Origin of the sequence: Caulobacter segnis, assembly GCF_023935105.1 — a bacterium.
GTDB lineage: Bacteria > Pseudomonadota > Alphaproteobacteria > Caulobacterales > Caulobacteraceae > Caulobacter > Caulobacter segnis_B.
Map to the genome: position 1 here is coordinate 3,467,845 of NZ_CP096040.1, position 24,791 is coordinate 3,492,635.

The window sequence follows — 24,791 nt, forward strand, 5'->3', positions numbered from 1 at the left end:
GAAGAACCGCGCCGACTGTTGTCTTAGAAGGTGTAGCGGAAGCCGGCGAAGAACTCGCGGCCGGTCTCGTGGTAGAACGACACCAGCTGGCTGCTGTCGTAGTACTGATCCTGGACCTCGTTGGTCAGGTTCACGGCCTCGAAGGTAAAGGCCAGGTTCTTGTTCAGGGTGTAGGTCAGCGAGGCGTCGAAGTTCAGCGTCGCCTTGGTGCCTTCCACGTCCGAGCCGTTGCGGCCTGGGATCTGCGTCAGGTACTTGCTGCGATAGGCCGCCGAGACGCGGCTGCTGATCTTCTTGTTCTCGAAGTAGAGCGTGGCGTTGTAGCTGTTCTTCGACAGGTTGGTCAGCGGGCCGACGGCCGCCACCACACCGGTCGACGACAGATAGGTCACGTTCGACGTCACGTGGGTGTAGTTGCCCAGGAAGCCGAACTTGTCGAACGGCGCTGGCAGGAAGGTGAACGGCTGCTGGTAGTTGATCTCGAAGCCCTTCAGCGGACCGCCCGGCGTGTTCACCGAGGTGCTGAACTGCCAGACCGGCAGGCTGGGCGAGCAGCCGGGCGTGCTGCCACAGGCCGCGACCGCGGCGCTGTCCGGCAGGCCGAAGGGGTTCTTGTCGAAGGTCGACAGCGGCGACGTATAGCTCTGAACGAAGGTCGAGATGTCCTTGTAGAAGTAGGCGAAGGACAGCAGCGCCCCGGGCTGGAAGTACCATTCGATCGCCGCGTCGGCGGTCTTGGCGCGGTACGGATCCAGGAACGGGTTGCCGGAGGTGACCGTCTTGTTGCTGCCCGTGCTGATGTTCACGCCCGGCGTCAGCGAGCCCAGGTTCGGACGCGACATCACCTTGGCCGCGCCGAAGCGCAGCAGCAGATCCTCGGTCGGTTCGACGACCACGTTCATGGCCGGCAGGACGTCGGTATAGGAGCGCGAGGCGGTCGTGGCCGAGATCGTTTGGTAGTTCACGCCGCTGACCGTCGAGGGCACCACGCCGTAACCGAGCGCCTTCTGGCGGGTCTGGACGTAGCGCACGCCCAGGTCGCCGCGGACCGGCACGCCGCCGACGTCGAATTTGAAGTCGCCCTGCACGTAGCCCGTCGTGTCCCACTCGTCGATCGAGTAGTTGCTGCCCAGGCTGGGCTCGCGGCCCAGGTTGTAGATGCCGCAGCCGGCGGTGAAGCACGAATTGCCGAACGGGCTGGTCCACACCGTGCCCGGCGTCGTGGTGACCATCTTACCGTAGTTGACGTCGTCCATGTGCAGGGTGGCGATCGCCTTCTGCAGGTCCGGCGTGATCCACGAGGTGACGTTGCCGGCCGGGAGGCTCAGGCTCGAGAAGTCGATCGTCTGGGCGTAGGACGAGCGCGGGATGGCGCGCAGTTCGGCCGAGCTGATCGGGTTGATGTTGGCCGTCGTGCCGTTCGAGCGGGCGAAGGCGGTGCTGTCGGTGCCATAGGCCTTGTACGACAGGCCGCCCTTGACCTTCAGATTGTCGTTGAAGTCGTAGGCGACGTCGAACTGGGCGGTCTTGTAGCTGTTGTCGACGAAGCCCTGGACCATGCGGATCTCGGCCAGGGTCCAGGCGTCGGCGTTGGTGGTGTCGCCCGTGCCGTACTTGATGACCGGATACGCATCGCCGCCGCTGTAGTCCCAGCTGTAGCCCTGGACGTTGTACTGGTCCCACTGGACCGTATTCTGCACCGGGTTCGAGAAGGTCGACTTCGAGAAGCCGAGCACGCCCTTGACCTTCAGCTTGTCGGTCAACTCGTGCTCGCCCGTCAGGGTGAACTGGCGGAACTCGGTCTTCAGCTTGTCGAACCGCTGCTCGGTCTTCAGGTCGACGTTGTTCAGCGTCGCCTTGGTCATGACCGGGAAGTTCGAGCGCGGGGTGGCGATCGTGTAGTCGATCACGTCCACCTGGTTGATGCCGCACGAGGCCGGCGAGCTGGCCGTACAGGCGCCGGCCGTCTGGGGCGTGAAGGTCTCCAGGAAGTCCTCGTTCCTCTGACCCTTGAACTGGGCGTACAGCGCGTCGAAGGAGACCGTGGTCTTGTCGTCCGGCTGCCACTGCAGCGAGCCCGTCATGCCCAGGCGGTCCTGCTTGTTGCGGTACCAGTCGAAGCGCGGAATGCGCGGATGGACCGCGCCATTGGCCTCGGCGCAGGCGGCGGCGTTGGTGGCGCAGGTCACGCCCTTCACGCTTCGGAAGCCCGGCGAGGTGGCCGTGCCCGTCTGCCAACGCACGGTGCTCGTGCCCTCGTCCAGCAGGTCGCGCTTGGAATAGGCCACCGAGAACAGGGCGCCGATGGTGTCGTCACGCCAGGTGTTGGAGATCAGGGCGGCGACGCGCGGCGACGCCTTCTCAGCCTGGTCGTTGTAGCCCATCTTGCCCGACACCGCGAAGTTGAAGCCGCGCTTGTCGAACGGGTGGGCGGTGTTCAGGTCGACGGTCGCGCCCAGCGACCCCTCTTCCGTCTCGGCCGAGGCGGTCTTCTGCACGGTGATGCGGTTGAAGAGGTCCGAGGCGAAGACGTTGAAGTCGAACGAACGGCTGCGGTTGGTGCCGCCTGAGGCGTCGGTGCCGCCCGAGGTGGTCAGGGCTTCCATGCCGTTGATGCGCACGCGGGTGAACTGGGCCCCCAGGCCGCGGACCGAGATCTGGCGGCCTTCGCCGGCGTCACGCGAGATGGCGACGCCCGGGATGCGCTGGATGGATTCCGAGAGGTTCAGGTCCGGGAACTTGGCCATGTCCTCGGCGTAGATCGCGTCGACCGCCGCGGCCGAGGAGCGCTTGACGTTCAGCGCCTGCGCCAGGCTGTTGCGGAAACCGGTGACGACCACCGCCTCGACGGTGTCGTCGCTGGCCGGCGGCGCGGCCTGCTGGGCGCTGGCGGCGCCGGCGGACATGATCGAGATCGAGGCGGCCGCTCCGCAGAGCAGGCGGGCGCGCAGACGGAAATCTTCCGAAGAAGCCATTCTCATTCCCTCCCTGTGCGGTGTTCTTATGACACCGGTATCAATTGCTCACATGCTGCGTTTTCTTTCCATTTTTTGCAAGCCACTGTTGGTGAGACGTCCTGACGCGGCCTTTGACGAAAACCGTTGATTCAAAGGGCTCAGCGGCAAAAAGCGGAATGAATACGGGGTCCAAGCGGCTGAGCCGTCGTCGCGCCCTGAGCGAAGGCGCGGTCGCTTTTTCAACCCTTCCTTGCCGAAATGCGGCGCCTTTTTGTCCCAGGCGCGTTTTCCGAGTCGATCCATTCAGCGTGATCGCAGGGTGTGATGCGCAGGTTTCGGTTCGAGATTGTCTCGCCTGAACACTTCCCCGACCCGGAAGGCGCGCTGCTTGGCGACCTCGAGGAAGCCCGGCGCGAGGCTTTGAGATTGGGCGCCGCCCTCATCCGCGACTATCCCGAGGCGTTCGCCAAGCCGGGCCCCTGGCTGATGACCATCCTGGACGAGGCGGGCCATGTCCTGGCCGAGGTCGACCTAGGGCCGCGGACGCGGTCGCCCCTTCACCTCGTTGGCGCGCAACGCGCCCCGCTCCAGTCGGACGATGGTCTTGGGTCTTTGGCCTTCGACGGCGGCCAGCCTTATCTGCGTCAGCGACCGGGCAAGAAGGAGCGATAGCGTATCCAGATCCTGGCGCGAGAACCCCGCGAACACGCTGTCATGCACCGGCGCGAGGCTGATCAGCACCGCATCCACCAGGGCCTTGCCGAGCGGCGTCAGATCCACCACCACCAGGCGGCGGTCCTCGGCCGGCGTCCGGCGATCGACATGGCCAGAGGCGACGAGGCCATCGATGGTGCGGGTCAGGGTCGTTCGGTCGGCGCCGATCGCGGCCGCCAAACCGGTCATCGACGACAGGCCCTCCTTGTAGAGAGCGTCCAGCACCAGCCACTGACCGAAGACGATCCCGTGTCGGCTCAACCGATCGCCGACCAGCAGGCGGCGGGCCTGTTCGGTTTGGAAAAGCAGTCGGTTCAGGTCGTCGATGTCGAGCGGCAAAAGTCGGTTCCGGCGTCTCCAGACAGACTTTCAACGCAGAAACGGGGCTTTCAGATGACGATGTTCCGTCAGTTTTTCGGCCACGTTGCCAAGGCGCCATAAAAGAAGCCTCCCTCGCGAGGCGGCGCCTCACGATCAGCCTTGGATGACGCTCCACCCCACCATCGCGATCACCAGCCAGCCGCCCAACAGGCAGCCCGCGAAGTTTCGGATCAGCCAACCCCTGGTCTTGTGCAACGCCAGCATGCAACGCCCCTCAACGCACTTGTTCGTACGCTGCCAACTGATTCTATCCACAGGCAAGCATCTCGATGTTTCGAGGCTCGTCGTTTCGAGGCTCGTCGGCGGCCTGTCCCCGCATCAAGCCAAATTCTGTATCGGTCCATAGCGCCTTTGGCTTAGACCCCGCCCCACGCCCTCTCTACCGTGATGGTCAACAAGCGGCCTCCCGGAAAGACCCGAGACGAGGCCGCCGCTCGGAGAGGACTTCATGAGCCGAATGTCGCCGACGGAAATGGCCCGCCAACTCGGCGGCGGCCTGCTGTCGTTCCCCGTCACCCATTTCGACGCCAACCACCAGTTCCTGGAAGGCCCCTACCGCGAACATTGCGGCTGGATGCTGGAACGCGATCTGGCCGGCCTGTTCGCCGCCGGCGGCACGGGCGAGTTCTTCTCGCTGCGCCCCGAGGAAGTCGGCCAGGTGGTCCGCGCCGCAGTCGCGCAGACCGCTGGCAAGATCCCGGTCATCGCCGGCTGCGGCTACGGCACGGCCATCGCCACCGACCTGGCGCGTGACGCCGAGGCCGCCGGCGCCGACGGCGTGCTGCTGCTGCCGCCCTACCTGACCAACGCCATGCAAGAAGGCCTGCTCGGCCACATCGAGGCGGTCTGCAAGTCCACCAAGCTGGGCGTCATCGTCTACAACCGCGACAACGCCATCATCAACGAGGACACCCTCGAGAAGCTGTGCGAGCGCAACCCGAACCTCGTCGGCTTCAAGGACGGCGTCGGCGACCTGGAGCTGATGATGCGGGTCTATGCCCGCATGGGCGACCGCCTGACCTATATCGGCGGCCTGCCGACGGCCGAGACCTTCGCCCTGCCCTATCTGGAGATGGGCGTGACGACCTACTCGTCGGCGATCTTCAACTTCATGCCGGAGTGGGCGCTGGACTTCTACAAGTCGGTGCGCGCCCGTGACCGCGAGGCGGTGATGACCGGCCTGCGCGACTTCGTGCTGCCCTACATCGCCCTGCGCAACAAGGGTAAGGGCTACGCCGTGTCGATCGTGAAGGCCGGCATGAAGGCCATCGGCCGCGACGCCGGTCCGGTGCGCCTGCCGCTGACCGAACTGACCCCCGCCGAGTTCGGCGAACTGCAGGGCCTGATCGCCCGCGTCGACGCCGGCGATCAACGCCGCGCGGCCAACGCCTAGCGATCTCGGGGTCGATGCTCACGACGCATCGACCTCGCCCGCGCCTTCGATGAACGCGTTCACGCCCCTGCCCGGCAAGAAGACGTTGGCGATCGGTCCGAACGAGCGTCTAGCTTCACGCCTTCAAGGTGTTGTCGACGGGCGCTTTCCGATGTTCGAACTGAGCCAGCTGCGCTGCTTCGTGGCCACGGCCGAGGAGCTGCATTTCGGGCGCGCCGCCCAGCGGCTGAACATGACCCAGCCTCCGCTGAGCCGGCAGGTCCAGCTGCTGGAGCGGATCCTGGGCGTCACCCTGCTGGACCGCACCAGCCGTTCGGTGCGCCTGACCCCCGCCGGCCGCGCCTTCCTGCTGGAGGCCCGCCGCATCCTTCGTCTGGCCGAGAGCGCGGCCCTGGCCACCCGCCGCATCGCCAGCGGCGAGGCCGGCCAGATCGCCATCGGCTTCACCGCCGCCTCGGGCTACAACTTCCTGCCGCGGCTGGTGATCCTGTCGAAGGCCCGCCTGCCAAACGCCGACCTGACCCTGCGCGAGATGGTCACCCGCGAGCAGGTCGAGGCCCTGCTGACCGGCCGCATCGACATCGGCCTAGTCCGCCCGCCGATGGAGCGGGCCGAGTTCGCCACCGCCCGCGTCTTGTCCGAGCCGCTGGTCGCGGCCCTGCCCACCGGCGACGCGCGCCTGGCCAAGGCCTCGCTGACCCTGGCCGACTTCGACGCCGCTCCGCTGATTATGTATTCGCCCGAGGGCGCGGGCTATTTCTACAACATGCTGACGACCCTGTTCGACGCCAACGGCGTGACTCCGAACTACGTCCAGCATGTCACCCAGATCCACTCGATGCTGGCCCTGGTCCATGCCGGCCTGGGCGCGGCGATCGTGCCCGAGGCGGCCATGAGCCTGCACTTCGACGACGTGCAGTTCCGGCCCGTGGCGACCACGCCCGATCGGCCGGTCGAGCTCTACATGGCCTGGCGCAAGGACAACGAGAGCCCGATCCTGCAGACCTTCATCGACCTATGCCTGGCCGAGGCCTCGCCGACGGAGCCGGGCGCGCGCTGAGGCGCGGCGTCTCTCCCTCTCGGCGGGCCCTGGCCCAACGACGACAAGACTTGGGAGAGACAAAATGACCCTCGATCGCCGCGCCGTACTGGCGGCAGCCGCCGCGCTTTCCGTCGCCCCGAGGGTCAACGCCGCCGGCCGCGCCGCGCCAGTCGCCACGACCACCGCCGGCCGAGTGCGCGGCGCCGACGTCGACGGGATCAAGGTGTTCAAGGGCGTCCGCTACGGCGCCGACACGGCCCCGCGCCGCTTCCAGCCGGCGCAGGCCGCCCAGCCGTGGAAGGGGATCGCCGACGCCCTCGCCTACGGTCCGGCCAGCCCGCAGAGCAAGATCGACGAAGGGACCAGCGAGGACTGTCTGTTCCTCAATGTCTGGACGCCTGGCCTGGCCGACGGGAAGGCGCGGCCGGTAATGTTCTATGTCCACGGCGGGGCCCACGCGAACGGCTCGGGCTCCAGCCCGCTGTACGACGGGACCTGGCTGGCCAAGACCTATGACGTCGTGGTGGTGACGGTGAACCATCGTCTCAACTGCTTCGGCTACGCCTACCTTGCGCGGCTGGGCGGGCCGGAGCTGGCCGACAGCGGCAATGTCGGCAATCTCGACCTGATCCTGGCCCTGCAGTGGGTGCGCGACAACATCGCCGCCTTCGGCGGTGATCCCGGCAATGTCATGACCTTCGGTCAGTCGGGCGGCGGGGCCAAGTGCGTCACCCTGATGGCCATGCCCAAGGCGGCGGGCCTCTACCACAAGGTCGCGACCATGAGCGGCCAGCACGTCACGGCCATGGGTCCGATCCACGCCACGATCCGCGCCCGCGCCTTCATGGAGAAGCTGGGCCTCAAGCCCGACCAGACCGAGGCCCTCAAGACCCTGCCCGCCGGCCAGTTGGTCGAGGCGCTGAAGATGCGCGACCCGCTGGAGCGCAAGGGCGGCATCGTCTTCTGGTCGGTCGTCGACCACGGCGTGCTGGCTCGTCACCCGTTCTATCCGGACGCCCCGCGCGAAAGCGGCCACATCCCGATGATCATCGGCAACACCCACGACGAGACCAAGGCCTTCCTGGGCGGGGATCCCAAGAACTTCGCCCTCACTTGGGAGGAACTGCCGGGCCGTATGGAGAACGAGCTCGTTTTGGACGTCGCGCCCGAGCACGTCATCGCCCGCTATCGCGAGCTCTATCCGAACTACAAACCGTCGGACGTGTTCTTCGCGGCGACGACGGCCGGCCGCTCGTGGCCGGGCCACCTGATCCAGGCCGAGCGGCGGGCCCAGATCGACGCGCCAGCCTGGATGTACCAGCTGGACTTCGGCGCCCAGACCGATCCGAAGATGGGCGCCTACCATAGCTACGACATCGCCCTGGTGTTCGGCACGCTGGGGGCCAAGGGCTCGATGACCGGGACGGGTCCGGCGGCCCAGAAGGTGCGCGATCAGATGAGCGCGGCCTTCGTCAACTTCGCGCGGACGGGCGACCCGAACGGCGCGGCGATCCCGGCGTGGGAGAAGTATACGCTGCCACGGCGGTCGACCCTGGTGATCAACGAGGCCTCGGCGATGGTGGATGATCCCCGCAAGGCGGAGCGCGAGCTGTTCGCGGTCGCGCCGTTCATGAAGGAAGGGACGTAGGCGCCTAGCGGAACCTCGCCCTTCGACAAGCTCAGGGTGAGCTTCCTATTGAACGGCCTCGAAAATAGTCCTCACCCTGAGCTTGTCGAAGGGCGAGGACGGCTCCTCGGCGCTACCGCGCCACCGCCACGGTCTTCGAGAACGCCGAGCTTGCGCCCGCCGCTGTCGTGCTGGTCGCGGTGATCGCCGAGTCGGCCGCCGCGCCTTCGACCTGGCCGGCGAAGATCGCATCGCCCAGGCCATCGGTCACAGCCTGAATCGATCCCAGATAGCGCTCGCCCTCCGAGGTTCCGGCTCTGCCGGCGAAGATCTCGACAGTGACCAAGCTGGCCGGCGGGCCTTGCAAAGCCCCCGTCACCGCCAGCTTTCCAGCGGCGGCGCGGACCGAGGTCAGACGGGGCGGCGCCAAGCCGAACTGCGGTTGCGCATGACAGTTGGCGGCGTCGTCCTGGTTCAGGCAGATCGTCGCCGCCCCGGCCTTGTCGAACACCACGCCCATGCCGCGCGAGCCCACGAAGCTGGCGTGTTCCAGGCCCGGCGGGCCGATCACGATGCCGCCGCGCGCCAGCTTGGGATCGCACGAGCCGCCGGCCGAGCAGCGCAAGATCGGCAGACCATTGCCGGCGATGCTGTTCTGGCTGATCCGGTTGGCCGCGACCTTGGCTTCCGGGCGCACGGCGATGCCGATCCCGTTGCCGCGGATCGTATTGCCCTCGACCATGTTGCCCGCGCCCGTCAGACTGATCCCGAAGGCGTTGCCCTCGAAGGTGTTGGCGCCGATGTAGTTGCGCGCGCCCCAGTTCGACTGCAGGCCGTCCGAATAGCGGACGAAGCGGTTGCGCACGACGGTGTTGTCGTTGCCCCACAGGATCTCGATCCCCTGCGAGGGCTCCAGATTGTCGGTCCCGCCGTCGAAGAGGTTGTCGGCGATCAGGTTGAAGGCCGCGCCGCGCGTCAGCTCCAGCCCGTCGCCGTTCTCCAGGAAGGTGTTGCGCAGGACCTTGTTGTCCAGGGTGGTGTTCGAGGTCGAGCCGCCCTTGCCGTCGTCGCCGCTAAGCATGACCCCCGCGCCGCCAATGTTGCGGACGATGCGGTTGTCGACGATCACCGCGTTGGCGGTGCGCAGGATCAGCACGCCGATGCAGAAGTTGCGGATCTCCAGGCCGCGCAGCGTCACGCCCTTGGTGTCGATGAGGGCGAAGCCGGGATTGCTGGCGGTGCGGACATTGGTCCCGTACTGGCCAGGGACCATGCCCGGGCAGGACTTGAGGTCGCGCGGCAGGTAGCCCGAACCATCGACGACGTTGTGGCCGCCCGAGCGCGCGAAGGCCTGACCCTCGATCGAGACGGGCCCCTTGATCGCCGGCAGGGCCGACTTCAGCACGATGGCGGGCGCGGCGATCTCGATGCGGTAGCGGCCAGGCTCGGCGTTGCTGGTCGCGATCGCCCAGCGCAACGAACCCTTCGCCTCGTCATCGGCCTCGCGGTCGACCAGCAACAACATGGTCTCGGCGCCCGTCGCGGCGGGACCGCCGGTGGCGACGGCCGCGATCGGCTTCGGGTCGGGCGTCTGCGCCAAGGCGAGCGCCAGGAAGGCCCAAGTACCGATCATCGACGTCTCCTTACGAAACTAGACCCGGTCCCAGGGGAAGCTCAGGGTCGGGGCGTTCGTATAGCGCTTCATCTTGAAGGTCAGCCGCGTTCCGGCGCCGGGCGCCAGACGCAGCGTGAACGCCGAGGAGCCGACCGGCGTCGCCGCCCCCTCGCCCAGCGCCACGCTCAGGATCTGGTGCTCGCCATAGGCGCCGCCCTGGACGGTCACGGTGCGCGCCGCGACCGGGTTGGTGTTGACCAAGGTCACCACTGTCTCGTCCTCGGAGAGCTTCTCGACCAGCGCCGCGACGTCGGGCGGAACGCCGGCGCGGCGGCGCTCGGGATCGAACCAGCGCAACCGGGCATAGCGCAGCGCCCCGCCCTGTGACGGCGAGGTCCCCGACCAGGCCGGGCGAGCGATGTTGATCCCCCCTTCCATCAGATGGATCAGGGCCGTCACGCTGGCCGGGTTGATGTCCAGGGTGGCGTCGGCCAGGCGGGTGTCGGGGGTGGTCTTGTCGTCGCGCTGGGCCTGGGCGCGGGCGCGGACCCGTTCCAGGTCCTTGCGCAGGGCCGCGACCGGATAATCAGGGTCCTTGCCTTCCAGGTACGAGACCCACGGATGGTCGGCGGCGCGGGCCCGGTCACTGGCCTTCTGCGACATGTACCAGATCTCGAGGCCGTTCAGCCGGTACTCGCCGGGCGCATAGCCGTACCAGCCCTTGGGGCCGTACATGCGCGGGGTCATGACCTTGCCGTCGACCGTTTTCTTCTGGGCGTTGATCACGTCGTTCTGGCGACGCCAGACGTCCAGATACTTGTCGTCGCCGGTCAGCAGATAGGCGTTGAGGAAGCCGACCACGGCGCGCGGCACGCGGTTGCGATCCTCGCGCTTGCCGGTCTGCGGCACCACGGGCGAAAAGCCCCAGCCATAGGTCCCGCTCCACCACTGACCCTTGGGTCCGCCGATCTTGCCGTCCAGGCCGATCTTGCTGGGCAGGACGTCGCCATTGGCCTTGGCCCGCTCGATCCAGGCGTCGACGTAACTCACGATCCAGTCGCGGTACTTCGGCTCGTGATCCAGCATGTAGGCGTTCAGAACCAGGCTGGTGGCCTGCAGGTTCAGCGGCGCGTCGCCGACCACGTCGCCGTATTCGTCGTAGTGATGCAGCGTCTCTTCGTAGGTGCTCTCGCCATGCTCCATGAAGAAGTGGGTCGGGTCGAACCGGTCGCCGGCCCAATCCAGCGGCGTGGCCGGACGCAGCATCGGCCCCTTGCTGCCGGTGATCATGCTGCGGATGATCTTCAGCTTGGGATCGTAGTTGGGGACCGCCTTGTCCTCGCCGGTATAGAAGCCCGAGAAACGCTTCACCCGAGCGCGATACGTGGGGTCGTTGGGGTCCGACAGGCCCAGCAGGTTGAACACCGACAGCCCCTCGGACAGGTGCTGCCAGTCGGTCATGACCGGGAATTCGCGGAAGTACATCCCCTCGCGGGCGAACGGCACGTCCTTGGTCTTGGCCGCCGTGTACTGGGCGACATTGCCGTCGAAGGCCTTCTTGGCCATGGCCAGGACCTGATCGCCCGCGCCCAGCGCATGCAGGGTCGGCCAGTCGTTGACGTTCTCGATGGCGTCGTCGGGGCCGTCATTGGCGCCCCAGCGCTCGACCGCCCGCAGCCAGCCGCGTTCGTCGAAATAGCGGGCGAAAAAGGCCGCGCAGGCCTCCTCGTTGGCCTTCAGCAGCTCGCGCTGCAGCAGCGCCCATTCGGGCGGCGCCATCGGCGTGGAGACCGACAGGATCGGCGCGGCCCCCTTGCCTTGAGACAGGGCCGGACGCGCCAGGGCGGCGAAGACCAGGGCCGAGGCACCGGCCAGGACGGAACGGCGGGTCGTCATCACGCTCAGGCCGCCTTCAGTTCCAGGCGCTGGATTTTCCCGACTATCAGGAAGTAGGCCAGGATGGTGATCACGCAGTGCGCGCCGACGAAGATCAGGGCCCCGTCGAACGAGCCGGTCGCCTTGACGATGTAGCCGATGACGATCGGGGTCACGATGCCGGCGATATTGCCGAAAGTGTTGAAGACGCCGCCGGTGACGCCGGCCATCTCCTTGGGCGAGGTGTCCGACACCACCGCCCAGCCCAGCGACGCCACGCCCTTGCCGAAGAAGGCCAGGGCCATGACCACGACGACCAGCCACTCCTGCTCGATCCAGACGCAGGCGATGATGCAGGTCGCCAGAAGCATGCCCAGCAGCAGCGGCGTCTTGCGGGCGATGTCCAGCGAGCCCGTGCGCTTGAGCAGCGCGTCCGAGATGACCCCGCCGAACACACCGCCGACGAAGCCGGCCAGAGCGGGCGCGGCGGCGGTGAAGCCCGCCTCCATGATCGACATGCCCCGCGCCTTGACCAGATAGATCGGGAACCAGGTGACGAAGAAATAGGTCAGGACGTTGATGCAGTACTGGCCCAGATAGACGCCCAGCAGCATGCGGCTGGACAGCACCTGCTTGACGTTGGCCCAGGTGAAGGCCGCGCCGTTGCTGGCCGAGGCCTCCTCCATCCGCACCAGGCCGCCGCCGGCCTCGATATGGTCGAACTCGGCCTTGTTGATCCAGGGGTGCTTGGTCGGGCTGTGGATCAGCTTGGCAAAGAAGATCGCCGCCACGACGCCCACCGCGCCCATCACCCAGAACACCGAGCGCCAGCCGAACGTGTGGGCCAGCCAACCCATCAGCGGCGCGAAGGCGACCAGCGAGAAGTACTGGGCCGAATTGAAGATGGCGGACGCCGTGCCGCGCTCCGAACCTGGAAACCAGGCGGCCACGATGCGGGCGTTGGCGGGGAACGATGGCGACTCGCCCAACCCGACGGCGAAGCGCATGGCGAACAGCACGGTCGCCGCCATCAGGCCGGTGAAGAAGCCGGCGAAGCCCTGCAGCGCCGTGAACAACGACCAGACCACCAACGAGATGACGTAGATCTTCTTGGAGCCGAACCGGTCCAGCAGCGCCCCGCCCGGGATCTGGCCCAGCACATAGGCCCAGGCGAAGGCCGACAGGATGTAGCCCATGGCCACCGGGTCCAGGCCCAGCTCCTTCGACGCCGACTGGCCCGCGATCGAGAAGGTCGCGCGATCGGCGTAGTTGATCGTGGTGATGATGAAGAGGACCGTGATGATCAGCCAGCGCACCCGCGTTCGCTTGGTGGTGTCGGTCATCCGCGTCTCTTCCCTGTTCGAGAGCCGATCTGTCGTCGGCGTCCATCGGGGTGACGCTAGAGGCGCCCGTGACGAAGGTCTAAGTCAATTCGCCTATCGACCAATCCACGCGAGACATGGATCGAGGCGCCTTCCGTATCGAAACCCGCTCCGGGCGCCCCGACGGATAGCGCTATTTCTGGGAAAACCGGTCGAAATGGCCCAGTTGCGCGCGATCGTACCCTCGATCCGTGCCGAAAGCGCATAGGTTCATACCCGATTGGGATTGGCCCTCGACGAAAACCCACCCGTATCTTGAAGCCAACGAAGAAGGGGTTCGACCGCCTTCTGCACGAAAGAGACCCGCGTCTGCGGGCACTGGGAGGGATGATGTCGACCAACCGCAATTCCGCGCGCGCCGTTCTGGCGCTCAGCGCTTCGGCCCTGGCCTTGACGCTGGCCGGCGCCGCCGCCGCGCAGGATGCCGCCCCCGCCGCCGCGCCCGCGTCCGACGAGGTCGAGGCCGTCGTCGTCACGGGCTTCCGCGCCAGCCTGCAGAGCGCGATGAACATCAAGCGCAACTCCAGCGGCGTGGTCGACGCCATCAAGGCCGAGGACATCGCCCAGTTCCCCGACCTTAACCTGGCGGAGTCGCTGCAGCGCATCCCCGGCGTCTCGATCTCGCGCATCAACGGCGAAGGCCGCCAGATCACCGTGCGCGGCCTGGGCTCGGAATACACCCGCGTCCGCATCAACGGCATGGAGGCCATATCCACCACCGGCGGCACGGCCAACAGCGGCGGCACCAACCGTGGCCGCGGCTTCGACTTCAACGTCTTCGCCTCGGATCTCTTCAACAGCATCGCGGTGCGCAAGACCGCCTCCGCCGATGTCGAGGAAGGCTCGCTGGGAGCCACCGTCGACCTGAACACCTCGCGCGCCTTCGACAGCCGCAAGCCCCAGCTCGTGCTGTCGGCCGGCGCCAGCTACAACGACCTCGCCGAGAAGACGACGCCTCGCGTCTCGGCCCTGGCCAGCCGCACCTTCTTCGACGGCAAGCTGGGCGTGCTGATCTCGGCCGCCTACGAAGAGCGCCACCTCAAGGAGGAAGGCGCCAACATCACCCGCTGGTCAACCGGCGGCAGCAACGGCGGCTTCAACAGCGCCTCGACGATCCCCGGCTACACGATCGCCCAGATCAACGAGACCGACGCGACCAAGGCCATCTTCGCCCCGCGCATCCCGGCCTATGTCAGCTACGACATCAAGAACAAGCGCACGGGCCTGGCCGGTTCGCTGCAATACAAGCCCGACGCCAACACCGAGATCAACTTCGACGCCCTGTACGCCTATCTGGCCGGCGTGCGTAAGGAGGCCCAGCTGCAGGCCATCGGCCTGTCGCGCGCCACCACCGGCAAGCCGCAGACCATCATCCGCGACGGCGTCGTCGAGAACGGCAACCTCGTCTATGCGCGCATGGACAACGTCGATATGCGCACCCAGTCGGCCTATGACGAGCTGAACACCGAGTTCAAGCAGTTCACCCTGTCGGCCAAGCACAACTTCGGCGACCGCGTGGTGGTCGGAGCCCTGGCCGGCTACGCGGATTCGACCTTCACCCAGCCGGTCTCGACGATCGTCACCTTCGACCGCGCCAACACCGCCAACTATGTCTACGACTTCCGCGGCGGCGGCGCGCCGAAGATCGACCTGGGCTTCGACCCGACCAATCCGGCCAACTGGTCGGCCATCAACGGCACCTCGGAAGTCCGCATCCGCCCGACCTTCGTCGAGAACCAGTTCTCGACCGCCAAGATCTACGGCGAGTGGGAAGCCAACCAGAACCTGAAGCTCAAGGCCGGCGTCGACTGGCGCAAGTTCGAGTACGACAGCTACGGCCTGTACCGGACCACCGAGACCGTCAGCCAGACCCTGACCCCGGCCGAGCTGGCCTCGGTGTCCACGGTGTTCAGCGGCTTCGGCAAGGGCCTGGGCATGCCGGCCGGCAACGCCACCGCCTGGCTGGTCCCCGACATCGACAAGTACGCCGCCCTGCTGAACATCTACAGCAACACCGGCATCTACGCCCTGACCGGCACCAACAACAGCTCGGCGCGCGGCCAGTACGGCGCGGTCGAGGAGCAGGACACCGGCGCCTATGTCCAGGCCGAGTTCCGCTTCGAGGCCCTGGGCCTGCCCTTCCGCGGCGACGCCGGCTTGCGCCGCGTCCACACCGAGCAGGAGTCGGCCGGCTACGCCGCCGTCGGCGGCCTGGTCCAGCGGGTCGACGTCAAGCGCGGCTACGACCTGACCCTGCCGTCGTTCAACATCGCCGCCGACGTCACCGACACCTTCGTGGCCCGCTTCAGCGCCGCCAAGACGATCGCCCGTCCCGGCATCGGCTCGCTGGCCCCCGGCGGCGATGTGTCGGTGCAGGGCTCGAACCGCAGCTACAGCTCGGGCAACCCCTACCTGAACCCGACCCAGTCCAAGAACCTCGACGTCTCGCTGGAGTGGTATCCGTCCTCGGGCGCGATGTTCGCCGCCGGCTTCTTCTACAAGAAGATCGACACCTTCGTCGCCACCCTGAGCGAGTCGCGCGTCTACAACACGCTGGGCCTGCCGGACTCGCTGATCGCCGGCACCAGCGCCACGCCCGACATGGTGTTCAATGTCTCCAAGCCCGTGAACACCGAGGGCGGCAACCTGAAGGGCTTCGAGCTGAACGCCCAGCAGCCCTTCACCTTCCTGTCGGGCTGGATGAGCCACTTCGGCGTGATCGCCAACTACACCTACGTCGCCTCCAAGCTGGACTATCCGACCACGACGACGGCGGGCGGGCCGGTCATCGTCGAGGACCTGATCGGCCTGTCGAAGCATGCCGCCAATGCGACGCTCTACTACGAGACCCCGAAGTGGAGCGTCCGCGGCTCGCTGGCCTATCGCGGCGGCTACCTCACCGCGGTTCCGGCCGCCGACAACAACATAATCGCGACCACCAAATCGACCCTGAACGTCGACATGCAGGCCAGCTGGAACATCCGCGAGAACCTGAAGCTCTCGCTCGAAGGCGTGAACCTGACCGACGAGTTCAACGACCAGTCGGTCGGCTACAGCGACCGCTTGAACGTCTACACCCACAGCGGCCGCCAGTTCATCGTCGGCCTCCGCTACAACTTCTAGGCTTTCCACCTCTGGCTTCTAGGCGTCCTTCCACTACCCCCGCCTAGACTTCCTCGCGCCGTCCCTCCTCCCAGGGGCGGCGCGTTTTCTTCGTCGTTCCGACGTTCAGCGGAAACAAAAACAAATCGGCTTTTCTTAAATCCCGTCCGGATGGTATCGCTTCCAATACCAGGGAGTGCGCGCGACCATGCTCGACGAGACCAACCGGCGGTCCCGCCACGCCCACGACCGCGCCAGCCTGTCCGGCACCAATATCGAGCGCGCCGGCGACTACAATCAGCGCGTGGCGCTGCAATCCATTCGGGTCGGCCTGGCCAAGACCAAGCAGGAGGTCGCCGCCTATACCGGCCTCACCGTTCCCGCCGTCACCAACATCACCAACCGCCTGCTGGACGACGGCCTGATCGCCGAGGCGGGCAAGCTGCACGGCCACCGCGGACAGCCCGCCATGACCTTCACGGTCAATCCCGACGGCTGCTACTCGATCGGGCTGAATATCGACCGCGATCACGTCACGATCGTGCTGCTGGACCTAGCCGGCCAGGTGCGCGCCCGCGCCACGCGGGAGGCAGCCTTCGCCGGCCCCGAGGAAGTGGCGGCGTTCTTCGACCAGCACGTCAAGGCGTTCCGCAGACTCAGGAGCGTCCAGGCCGATCGCATCATCGGCGTCGGCGTGGCCGTACCGGACGACCTGGCCAAGACCGACCTGCCCAACCGTCCCGCCGCCTATGAGGCCTGGAACACGGTCGACCTGCGCGCCCTGCTCTCGCAAGGCCACGCCTGGCCGATCACCGTCGAGAACGACGCCGCCGCCGCCGCCCTGGGCGAGCTGCACTTCGGCCATGGCATGCGCAATCGCAGCTTCTTCTACATGCTGGTCAGTTCGGGCCTGGGCGGCGGCCTGGTGATCGACGGCGAGTACTTCCGAGGCGCGCACGGCCGCAGCGGCGAACTGGGCTTCCTGCCCGCGGATCCGTCTGGCGAGGCCACCATCGAGGACTTCTTCTCGCTGTCGTCGCTGTACGAGGCGCTGGGCGACCTGGCGCCGAGCGATCCGGCCGAGCTGGGCGGCCTGCCGTCGGAGGCCCTGAGCCGCATCGACGCCTGGCTGGACCAGGCCGCCGAACGCCTATGCGATCCGCTGGTGTCGATCAGCTGCCTGATCGACCCCCAGGCCGTGTTCATCGGCGGCCGCCTGCCCGGTCCGCTGATCGACCGGCTGGCCCAGGCGGTGAACGACAAGCTGGCTGCTCGCCGCCTGGCCCTGGCCATGGCCCCGGTCCGCCGCGCGGCCCTGTCCACCGACGCCCCGGCCATGGGCGCGGCGATCATCCCGATCATCGCCCGCCACCTGCCCTCGCGCTCGGCCCTGCGGACGGTCGACCAGGTCTAGAGGCCCCTACTCCGCCTCGCCGGGCGACCACAGCCGCGCCGCGCCGCGCACGCCCGAGCTGTCGCCCCAGCGCGCCGGCGCGATCCTGGCCGACCAGCCGTCCGAGAAGACCCGTGGCGCGATGACGGCCGGCAGACGCTCGTAGAGCGCCTCGACATTCGACAGACCACCGCCCAGGACGAAGACGTCGGGATCGACGATGTTGCCGATCACCGCCATGGCCCGGCCCAGGCGGTCGACCAGGCGATCGAAGGCGGCGCTGGCCTCGGGCTCACCGGCCAGGGCCGCCGCGACGATCTCGGGCCCGTCCAGTTCGCGCACCGTGCGGGCCTTGAAGTCGCGCCGCAGGCCGGTGCCCGAGACCCAGGTCTCCAGGCAGCCCTTCTGGCCGCACCAACATTGGGGCCCGGGCGACTCCTCGGCGTCAGGCCAGGGCAGCGGCATGTGCCCCCACTCGCCCGCGACGCCATCGCCGCCTTCGACCAGCCGTCCGTCGACCACCAGACCGCCGCCGCAGCCGGTGCCCAGGATGATGGCGAAGGTCACGCGCGCGCCGGCCGCGGCGCCGTCGGCCGCCTCGGACAGGGCCAGGCAGTTGGCGTCATTGGCCAGGCGGACCGGACGCTCCAGGGCCTTGGAAAGATCCTCGCGGAAGGTCCGGCCGTTCAGATAGACGGCGTTGGCGTTGCGCATGACGCCGGTGCGGGGCGAGGTCGATCCCGGCGCGCCGACACCGACCGTGCCCCGCTGGCCGGCCTCGGCCTCGATCCGTTCGACCAGGTCGCGGACGGCGAACAGCGCGGCGTCATAGGTGGCGGGCGTGGGCGTTCTCAGGCGCGCCACTACGCTCCCGTCCCGCGCCAGGGCCGCCGCCTCGATCTTCGTTCCGCCAAAGTCGACACCGATCTGAATCACGTTCGCACTCGATTCCGTTGTCGCGGCGCGCGTCACGGCGCCCGCGTGGATGCAGGAGGCGCGCTTCCGCCGCGCGCGATCTTGAAAGGGTCTAGGGGGTGACGCGCACCATCACGACGCCATGCGACGGCGCCGTCGCGACGAAGCGACCAGCTTGCTTGCCCAGGTCCTTGTGGGCCCAGAGGTCTCGCACCCGGGCCTTCAGCGTCGCGGGATAGCCCAGCTCGGTCCAGTCGACGGCGATCGACTTGGCCTCCGGCCCTCGATTGAACAGGATCACCGCGCGGCTCCCGTCGGCCAGCGGCTTGGACCAGACCTCCAGGTCGCCGTCGTCGCGGACGCGGCGGCCTTGGGCGCCCAGCCTGTCCTGATTGACCGCGATGACCTCTTTGTTCAGCAAGATGTCGCGGGTGTCCTGGTCCATGTTGGCGACGTCGTTGCCGGCGATCAGCGGCGCGGCCATCAGGGCCCACAGGCTGAAGTGCGAACGGTACTCGGTCGTGGTCAGCCCGCCGTTACCGACCTCCAGCATGTCGGGGTCGTTCCAGTGGCCGGGACCGGCGAACGGATAGAGCGGCTCGTTGAGGTCGACGATCCGCATCACGCCCAGCGAATAGTCGTGCTTGCCGTCCCACTTGTCGGTGATGTCGCCGGTCGTGCGCCACAGGTTGCCGACATTGGCCGCCCACAGCCACGGCTTGGCCGTGCCCCACTCGCACATGGAAAAGACGATGTCGCGGCCCGTTTCGCGCAGGGCGTCGGCCATCAGGGTGTAGGCTTCCTCGGCGTTGCGCGTACCGGTCTCGCACCAGTCGTACTTCAGATAGTCGACGCCCCACGACGCATAGGTCTTGGCGTCCTGGTACTCGTGGCCCTGGCTGCCGGGACGGCCGCCACAGGTCTTGCGGCCGGCGTCCGAATAGATGCCGAACTTCAGCCCCTTGGCGTGGACATAGTCGGCCAGGGCCTTGATGCCGTTCGGGAAACGCTTGGCGTCGTAGGTGATGAAGCCGCCCGCGTCGCGGGGCCCGTGCCAGCAGTCGTCGATGACCACGTACTGGTAACCGGCGTCCTTCATGCCGTTACCGGCCATGGCGTCGGCGACGCGGCGCACGGTGGCCTCGTCGATGTTACAGGCGAACTTGTTCCAGCTGTTCCAGCCCATCGGCGGCGTCTGGGCCAGGCCGTTGGCGACGCGCGGCGGCGGCTCCTTGTCGGCGGCCAACACGGCGGTCGGCAGAACCAGCGCGGCGGCGGCCAGCATGGCGGTCAGACGCTGGGATGGCCTAGGCATCGACGGGAGTTCCTTTCATGGGATCGGGCGCGGCGGCGCGCTCGAGCACGCTGGCGTGGGTGGGCATGCGGTCGGCGGCCTGGCGGCAGGCGATGCGGACGTGCTGCAGGCGTTCGGCCATCGCGCGCTCGTCCATCAGGTCGGCCAGGGGATCGTAGCTCTCGGGCTCGCCGCCCTGCCCGATCATGATCGCCAGCCAGTTGGGTTCCTGGAAGATGGTCTGGCCAGGGAAGACCGTCGCGCCGCGCGTCCGGAACAGCTCCATCTTGAGCTTCAGCGAGTCCGGGATCGCCATGTGGCGCATGCGATCCCACAGCGGTTCGCCGAGCCGCCGATTGGCGTGGTAGTGGTAGATCAGGAAATCCCGGATCTGCTCCATCTCCTCGCCCATGATCTGGTTGTAGATCGCGGCGACGGGCGGATCGTTCTTGGCGCGCGGGAAGCTGCCGGCCAGCTTGATCAGGCCGTGCTGGATCAGGTGGATCGAGGTCGACTCCAGCGGCTCCAGGAAGCCGCTCGACAGACCGATCGCCGCGCAGTTCTTGAACCGCGACTGCTTGCGCCGTCCCGTGGTGAACCGCAGGAAGCGTGGATCGGCCAGGACCTTGTTGTCCGGATGCTCAGCGGCCAGGCTGTCCAGCAGCGTCCCCGCCGCTTCGTCGTCGCTGATGTAGTCGCTGACATAGACATAGCCGTTGCCGGTGCGGTGCTGCAGCGGGATGCGCCAGCGCCAGCCGGCCTTGTCGGCGGTGGCCCGGGTGTAAGGGATGGGATCCTGATAGCGCGCCGACGGCACGGCCACGGCGCGGTTGGCGGGCAGGAACTCCGACCAGTCGTCATAGCCGACGCCCAGGGCGCCGCCGATCAGCAGGCCGCGGAAGCCGGAGCAGTCGATGAAGAAGTCGCCCTCCAGGGTCTCGCCGTCGTCGAGCGCCAGGGAGGCGATGGTCCCGTCCAGCGGATCCAGGTTCACGCCCCGGATGGTGCGCTCCAGCCGCCGCACGCCGCGTTCCTCGGCCACCTCGCGCAGCAGCTTGGCGTAGAGCGAGGCGTCGAAGTGATAGGCGTGGGCCATGGCCGCGCGCGGGTCGCGAGGATCCTCCACGCGCCAGTCGAACTTGCCGGCCTTGGCCGCCACACAGCTCAGCGAGAACTCGGAAAGCTCGGCCTTGTAGCCCAGCTTGCGCGCGCGCAGCCAATAGGCGTGGAACGACACCCCGTCCATCGGCGGGCCATAGTTGCCGAAGGGGTGGATATAGGCGTCGCCGGGATCGCCCCAGCCGACGAACTCGATGCCCAGCTTGTAGGTCCCGTTGGTCGACGACAGCATGCGGCGCTCGTCGACGCCCACGACCTGGTTGAAGAAGGTGATCGGCGGAATGGTCGCCTCGCCCACCCCGACCGTGCCGATCTCGGCCGACTCCACCAGGGTGATCTTCATCTGCTGGGGCGTGAAGACCTTGGAGAAGAACGCCGCCGACATCCACCCGGCCGTACCCCCGCCCACGATGACGAGGTGAGAGATCCTGCTCGCGTTTTCCATGCCGCCTTCGTTGCTCGAAAAGGTCCCCGCCGGCGAGGCGCCGGCGGGGTTGCAGGGGGTCTAGAACGTCCCGCGCACGATGAACGAAACACGGCGGTCGCTGACGGTCCAGCTGTGGGTGCGGACCAGCGATTTGGAGAAATTGCCCTGGGTGCCGAGATACCAGCTGTCCCGTTGGTCCATCTCGAGCTCGTAACGCGAGTTCAAGAGGTTGACCGCCTGGACGCCGATCTTGACCTGGGGCGTCAGCGCGTACGTCACCGATCCGTCCAGCTGGCCATACGACTTGGCGTAGACCGGCACCATCAGGTTCGAGGCCGAGGCGCTCATCAGGTACCGCGAGCGCCAGTTGTAGGCCAGGCGCGCGTCGATGCCGTACTTACTGTAGAGGGCCGTCGCATTGTAGGTGTAGCGCGACAGCTGCTCCAGCGGCAGGTCCAGCTTCGAGGCGGTGATCTGCGACGCGTCCTTGGTGTCGCTGGACACGTTCCGCGTGCCCTTGCTGTCCAGGATCGTCGCGTTGAATTCCGTGCCTAGGCCGCCCAGCGCCCCCGGCAGGAAGTCGTAGTACTGCTGGTACTGGAACTCCATGCCGTAGATCTTGCCGTGACCCATGTTCTGGGGAACGGTGCCGATGGCCTGGACGGTGCTGCCGTTTGACGTGGCGATGTTCAGCAGGGTCGGCGTCGACTGGATGTAGTCGTAGACGTCCTTCTTGAAGGCCCCCACCGCCATCATGCCGCCGTGGAAATACCACTCGCCCGACAGGTCGAACGAGTTGGCCCGCATCGGCTTGAGGTTCGGATTGCCGCCGAAGAAGCCGAAGGCGACATCGGTGTGGTACTGGACCGCCGAGCCCCCGGCCGCGGCCGTGTTCAGCTCGGTCTGGGTGTAGGCCACCCCGGTCTGCTGGTTGATGATGCCGTCCGCGACCGTGGCGGGGCGCGACTGCAGCGTGCCCGTCACCGACATCGACGGATCCAGCTGGTTGAAGTCGGGCCGGACGATGTTCTTGGACGCCGCGAAGCGCACGAACACGTTCGGCTTGGCCTTCAGCCGCAGGTTCAGGCTGGGCAGGACGTCAGTGTATTCGGTGCCGCCGGTCGTGGTGAAGGCCCGGCCGTCGGCATAGGTGATCTTCGTTGCGGCCGTGGGCGAGGCGAAGCGCCGCTGGCTCTGGTCGATCAGGTTGATCGTGCCGAACCCGTTGGCGTCGGTCTTGGTCCGCACGACGCGCAGGCCGAGGTTGCCGTCCCAGCTCATGCCCTCCTCGCCCCACGAGAACGGCAGGTCGGTTCCGAAGCGAACCTTGCCGTAGACCGAGGCGGTGTCTTCCCACTGGCGGTTGACGCCCCGGCCACCGGTGTTGGTGAAGCTGGTGTGCACGTCGCCCAGCGGCTGCCAGTAGCTGATGCTGCCCGTGGGCGCAGCCCAGATGGGCATGTAGCTCATCAGGGTGCCTTGGGTGAACGGGCTGTAGGTCCCGCCCGCCGGCGACCAGCTGGGGATCGTGCCGTTCGGCCCGCCCGGCGGGTAGTAACCGTATTCGCCGTCGGTATAGGCCGGGCCGCCGCCCGGGATCGGACCGTTCCAGACCACCTTGTTCAGGTAGTCGTAGAGCGCCGTCGGGCTCTTGGCCAAGTCGAACGACGGCATGATCAGCCCGGGCACCGACAGGTCGCCCTTGAAGAAGTTGTCGAAGCTGACCTTGTCCTGGTGCTGGGTGTACTTGTCGGCCGTGGCCGTGACCCGCGTGGCCCAGGGCGCCGAGATCAGGTTCCAGTTATAGGCCGTGTCGCGCGAGGTGGCGTCGCGGGACGTGGCCCGCGCCCCCAGCTTGATGTCCTTGATGAACTTGTCGTCGTCGAACGAATAGGTCGCGTCGAACTTGCCCGAATATTCCCGGGCGTCGTTGTCGTCGATGTGGTCCATCGCGGCGTACAGGTTGAACGCCGACGGGGTGCTGGTGACATTGGCCATGGTGATCTTCGGCAGCTCGCCGGTCAGATCCAGGCCGAAGCCGCCGTTCAGGGTGACGGTGTTGTAGACCGTCAGGTCGGTGCTGCCCCGGTGCGAATAAACGTACTGCAGGTCACCGGTAATCAGCCAGCGGTCGTTCGACCACTTGAAGCCGGCCGAGATGTCGTTGGTGTTGTCCTTCACCACGCCGTAGCGCGTGCCCAGGTTCAGCAGGAACGAGTTGGCCACGCCGTTGCCGCCGCCGCCGCCATCGACCAACTGGCCCTTCAGGAAGTTGCCGTCGGAGTCGTAGGTGAACGCCGTGCCGGTCGCCGGCCCCACCACGAACGACTGGTTGTTGGTCGCCGAGCAGCAGGCCGAAGTCTGGGCGAAGCGGTCCATGAAGGTCTGCTTGGCCTCGGTGCGGAACAGGGTGGTGTAGAGCTCCAGGCTCTCGTTGGGCCGCCACTGGAAGGCGGCGTAGTAGCCCTTGCGGTTCCGGTCCTGATCGTTGTTGCGGTACTGCACCCCGACCGGCACGAAGACCCGGCTCTTGGGCTGGCCGGCGATGGAGTTGTCGCCGTTGAAGTTCAGGCTGGAACCGCCGTCATAGGACGACTGCACGCCCAAGCCGTGCGCGTTGTACGGGTCGACCGCGATCGTATTGACGGCGGTCTTCAGCTTGGAGTTGGACACGCTGAGCAGCGCGCCGAACTCGCCCCAGTTGGTCTGGAAGCGATCGCTCAGCAGGATGCTGCCCGAGGGCGTCCCCGCCTTGCGCAGGTCGCCGCGCGTATAGTCGGCCGAGAAGGCCATCTGGCGGCCCGGTTGGTCGAACGGCATGCGCGTGCGCAGATTGACCGTGCCGCCCAGACCGCCCTCGACGATGTCGGCCGACGGGTTCTTGTAGACGTCGACGCCGGCGAACAGCTCGGGCGTGACGTCCTCCCACGAGATGGCGCGGCCGCCCTTGGCCGAGAACATGTCGCGCCCGTTCAGCTCCGAGCGGACCCAGGTCAGGCCCCGGATCTGGATGCCCGAGCCCTCGGCGTTCAGGCGATCAACGTCGCGCGGTTGATTGGTGCGGCCGATGGTGACGCCCGGAACGCGCTGCAGCGCTTCGGTCACCGAACGGTCCGGCAGGCCGCCGATGTCGACGGCGGTGATCGAGTCGACGATCTCCTCGGAGTTCTTCTTTAGATCCTGGGCCGACTGGATGGCCTTGCGCTGGCCGACGACGACGACCTCCGCGACAGCGCTGTCTTGACTGGCGGCTGTTTGAGCCCGCGCGTTCGCCGCCCACCCGCTGGACACCACCGTGACCGCCGCCGAGGCCAGCAGCATGCATTTCCGATTTAGAAAATTCACGTTCCCTCTCCCTGTGATGGTCCGCCCGACCAAGAGTCGATCCAGCGGCCTCGCCGTCCGCGCTACGTGTCCCGACAACAGGCATCGGGCCGCAGCGTCAGCGGCATATTTTATTTAATATGCTTTATTTAACCGGCGGACATTTATCGTACAAGCTACATTTTGCGATGGACGCGAACGTTGTTTGGCGCGTCGGATTGCCGACGGAAC

At 67.0% G+C, this 24,791-nt stretch carries 14 protein-coding genes and 2 pseudogenes; 6 read left to right on the forward strand and 10 right to left on the reverse strand.

The annotated features are described in order from the left end of the window. Positions 1 to 23: 23 nt before the first annotated feature. On the reverse strand, positions 24 to 2,975 hold the full coding sequence (locus MZV50_RS16210; RefSeq protein ID WP_252630337.1) for a TonB-dependent receptor: 2,952 nt from the start codon (positions 2,973 to 2,975) through the stop codon (positions 24 to 26). Between the two features lie 306 nt (positions 2,976 to 3,281). Between MZV50_RS16210 and MZV50_RS26730 the strand changes: the two are divergent. Further along, positions 3,282 to 3,479: pseudogene (locus tag MZV50_RS26730) on the forward strand (DUF6894 family protein); the annotation flags it as partial. 9 nt (positions 3,480 to 3,488) lie between these two features. Here MZV50_RS26730 and MZV50_RS16215 read toward each other — a convergent pair. After that, entirely contained in the window at positions 3,489 to 4,010 is a 522-nt protein-coding gene (locus MZV50_RS16215) for a MarR family winged helix-turn-helix transcriptional regulator (protein WP_252630338.1), read from the reverse strand. A gap of 490 nt (positions 4,011 to 4,500) precedes the next feature. Between MZV50_RS16215 and kdgD the strand changes: the two genes are divergently transcribed. The 3 genes from kdgD (at position 4,501) to MZV50_RS16230 (ending at position 8,135) form a co-directional block, all read left to right on the forward strand. Further along, positions 4,501 to 5,445 carry a 5-dehydro-4-deoxyglucarate dehydratase gene (gene kdgD, locus MZV50_RS16220; RefSeq protein WP_252630339.1) on the forward strand — a complete coding sequence of 315 codons (945 nt, stop codon included), beginning with the start codon at positions 4,501 to 4,503 and terminating at the stop codon, positions 5,443 to 5,445. Positions 5,446 to 5,596: 151 nt separating this feature from the next. Beyond that, on the forward strand, positions 5,597 to 6,505 hold the full coding sequence (locus tag MZV50_RS16225; RefSeq protein WP_252630340.1) for a LysR substrate-binding domain-containing protein: 909 nt from the start codon (positions 5,597 to 5,599) through the stop codon (positions 6,503 to 6,505). 64 nt (positions 6,506 to 6,569) lie between these two features. Then, the gene (locus MZV50_RS16230) at positions 6,570 to 8,135 is read left to right on the forward strand and encodes a carboxylesterase/lipase family protein (protein ID WP_252630341.1); all 1,566 of its coding nucleotides are present in this window, start codon (positions 6,570 to 6,572) and stop codon (positions 8,133 to 8,135) included. A 12-nt stretch (positions 8,136 to 8,147) separates the two neighbouring features. On the opposite strand, the pseudogene MZV50_RS26735 reads toward MZV50_RS16230, so the two are convergent. The 4 genes and pseudogenes from MZV50_RS26735 to MZV50_RS16245 form a co-directional block, all read right to left on the reverse strand. Continuing rightward, positions 8,148 to 8,241 (reverse strand): annotated as a pseudogene (locus tag MZV50_RS26735) (hypothetical protein); the annotation flags it as partial. A gap of 6 nt (positions 8,242 to 8,247) precedes the next feature. Continuing rightward, positions 8,248 to 9,747, reverse strand: coding sequence for a right-handed parallel beta-helix repeat-containing protein (locus MZV50_RS16235; protein WP_252630342.1), 1,500 nt, complete (start codon positions 9,745 to 9,747; stop codon positions 8,248 to 8,250). Between the two features lie 18 nt (positions 9,748 to 9,765). Beyond that, a complete protein-coding gene (locus MZV50_RS16240; protein WP_252630343.1) occupies positions 9,766 to 11,625 on the reverse strand; it encodes a hypothetical protein in 1,860 nt (619 codons plus the stop codon). A gap of 5 nt (positions 11,626 to 11,630) precedes the next feature. Continuing rightward, positions 11,631 to 12,947 carry an MFS transporter gene (locus MZV50_RS16245; protein WP_252630344.1) on the reverse strand — a complete coding sequence of 439 codons (1,317 nt, stop codon included), beginning with the start codon at positions 12,945 to 12,947 and terminating at the stop codon, positions 11,631 to 11,633. Positions 12,948 to 13,316: 369 nt separating this feature from the next. Between MZV50_RS16245 and MZV50_RS16250 the strand changes: the two genes are divergently transcribed. Further along, on the forward strand, positions 13,317 to 16,109 hold the full coding sequence (locus MZV50_RS16250; RefSeq protein WP_252630345.1) for a TonB-dependent receptor: 2,793 nt from the start codon (positions 13,317 to 13,319) through the stop codon (positions 16,107 to 16,109). A gap of 187 nt (positions 16,110 to 16,296) precedes the next feature. After that, complete coding sequence (locus tag MZV50_RS16255) at positions 16,297 to 17,502, forward strand: ROK family transcriptional regulator (protein ID WP_252630346.1); 1,206 nt, start codon at positions 16,297 to 16,299, stop codon at positions 17,500 to 17,502. Positions 17,503 to 17,508: 6 nt separating this feature from the next. On the opposite strand, the gene MZV50_RS16260 is transcribed toward MZV50_RS16255, so the two are convergent. The 4 genes from MZV50_RS16260 to MZV50_RS16275 all read right to left on the reverse strand — a co-directional run bounded on the left by MZV50_RS16260 (position 17,509) and on the right by MZV50_RS16275 (position 24,581). Then, on the reverse strand, positions 17,509 to 18,417 hold the full coding sequence (locus tag MZV50_RS16260; protein WP_252630347.1) for an ROK family protein: 909 nt from the start codon (positions 18,415 to 18,417) through the stop codon (positions 17,509 to 17,511). Positions 18,418 to 18,508: 91 nt separating this feature from the next. Then, positions 18,509 to 19,711 (reverse strand): glycoside hydrolase family 27 protein, encoded by a 1,203-nt coding sequence (locus tag MZV50_RS16265; RefSeq protein WP_252630348.1) that lies wholly within the window; start codon positions 19,709 to 19,711, stop codon positions 18,509 to 18,511. After that, positions 19,704 to 21,254, reverse strand: a complete 1,551-nt coding sequence (locus MZV50_RS16270; protein WP_252630349.1) for a tryptophan halogenase family protein — start codon at positions 21,252 to 21,254, stop codon at positions 19,704 to 19,706. Before MZV50_RS16270 ends, MZV50_RS16265 begins: the two co-directional genes overlap by 8 nt. 60 nt (positions 21,255 to 21,314) lie before the next feature. Next, entirely contained in the window at positions 21,315 to 24,581 is a 3,267-nt protein-coding gene (locus MZV50_RS16275; protein WP_252630350.1) for a TonB-dependent receptor, read from the reverse strand. Positions 24,582 to 24,791 lie beyond the last annotated feature (210 nt).

Bases quoted from the DNA above. Each gene is read 5' to 3' on its own strand.
- MZV50_RS16210 (WP_252630337.1), bottom strand. From the start codon at position 2,975: ATGGCTTCTTCGGAAGATTTCCGTCTGCGCGCCCGCCTGCTCTGCGGA.
- kdgD (WP_252630339.1), top strand. From the start codon at position 4,501: ATGAGCCGAATGTCGCCGACGGAAATGGCCCGCCAACTCGGCGGCGGC.
- MZV50_RS16225 (WP_252630340.1), top strand. From the start codon at position 5,597: ATGTTCGAACTGAGCCAGCTGCGCTGCTTCGTGGCCACGGCCGAGGAG.
- MZV50_RS16230 (WP_252630341.1), top strand. From the start codon at position 6,570: ATGACCCTCGATCGCCGCGCCGTACTGGCGGCAGCCGCCGCGCTTTCC.
- MZV50_RS16235 (WP_252630342.1), bottom strand. From the start codon at position 9,747: ATGATCGGTACTTGGGCCTTCCTGGCGCTCGCCTTGGCGCAGACGCCC.
- MZV50_RS16240 (WP_252630343.1), bottom strand. From the start codon at position 11,625: ATGACGACCCGCCGTTCCGTCCTGGCCGGTGCCTCGGCCCTGGTCTTC.
- MZV50_RS16245 (WP_252630344.1), bottom strand. From the start codon at position 12,947: ATGACCGACACCACCAAGCGAACGCGGGTGCGCTGGCTGATCATCACG.
- MZV50_RS16250 (WP_252630345.1), top strand. From the start codon at position 13,317: ATGTCGACCAACCGCAATTCCGCGCGCGCCGTTCTGGCGCTCAGCGCT.
- MZV50_RS16255 (WP_252630346.1), top strand. From the start codon at position 16,297: ATGCTCGACGAGACCAACCGGCGGTCCCGCCACGCCCACGACCGCGCC.
- MZV50_RS16265 (WP_252630348.1), bottom strand. From the start codon at position 19,711: ATGCCTAGGCCATCCCAGCGTCTGACCGCCATGCTGGCCGCCGCCGCG.
- MZV50_RS16270 (WP_252630349.1), bottom strand. From the start codon at position 21,254: ATGGAAAACGCGAGCAGGATCTCTCACCTCGTCATCGTGGGCGGGGGT.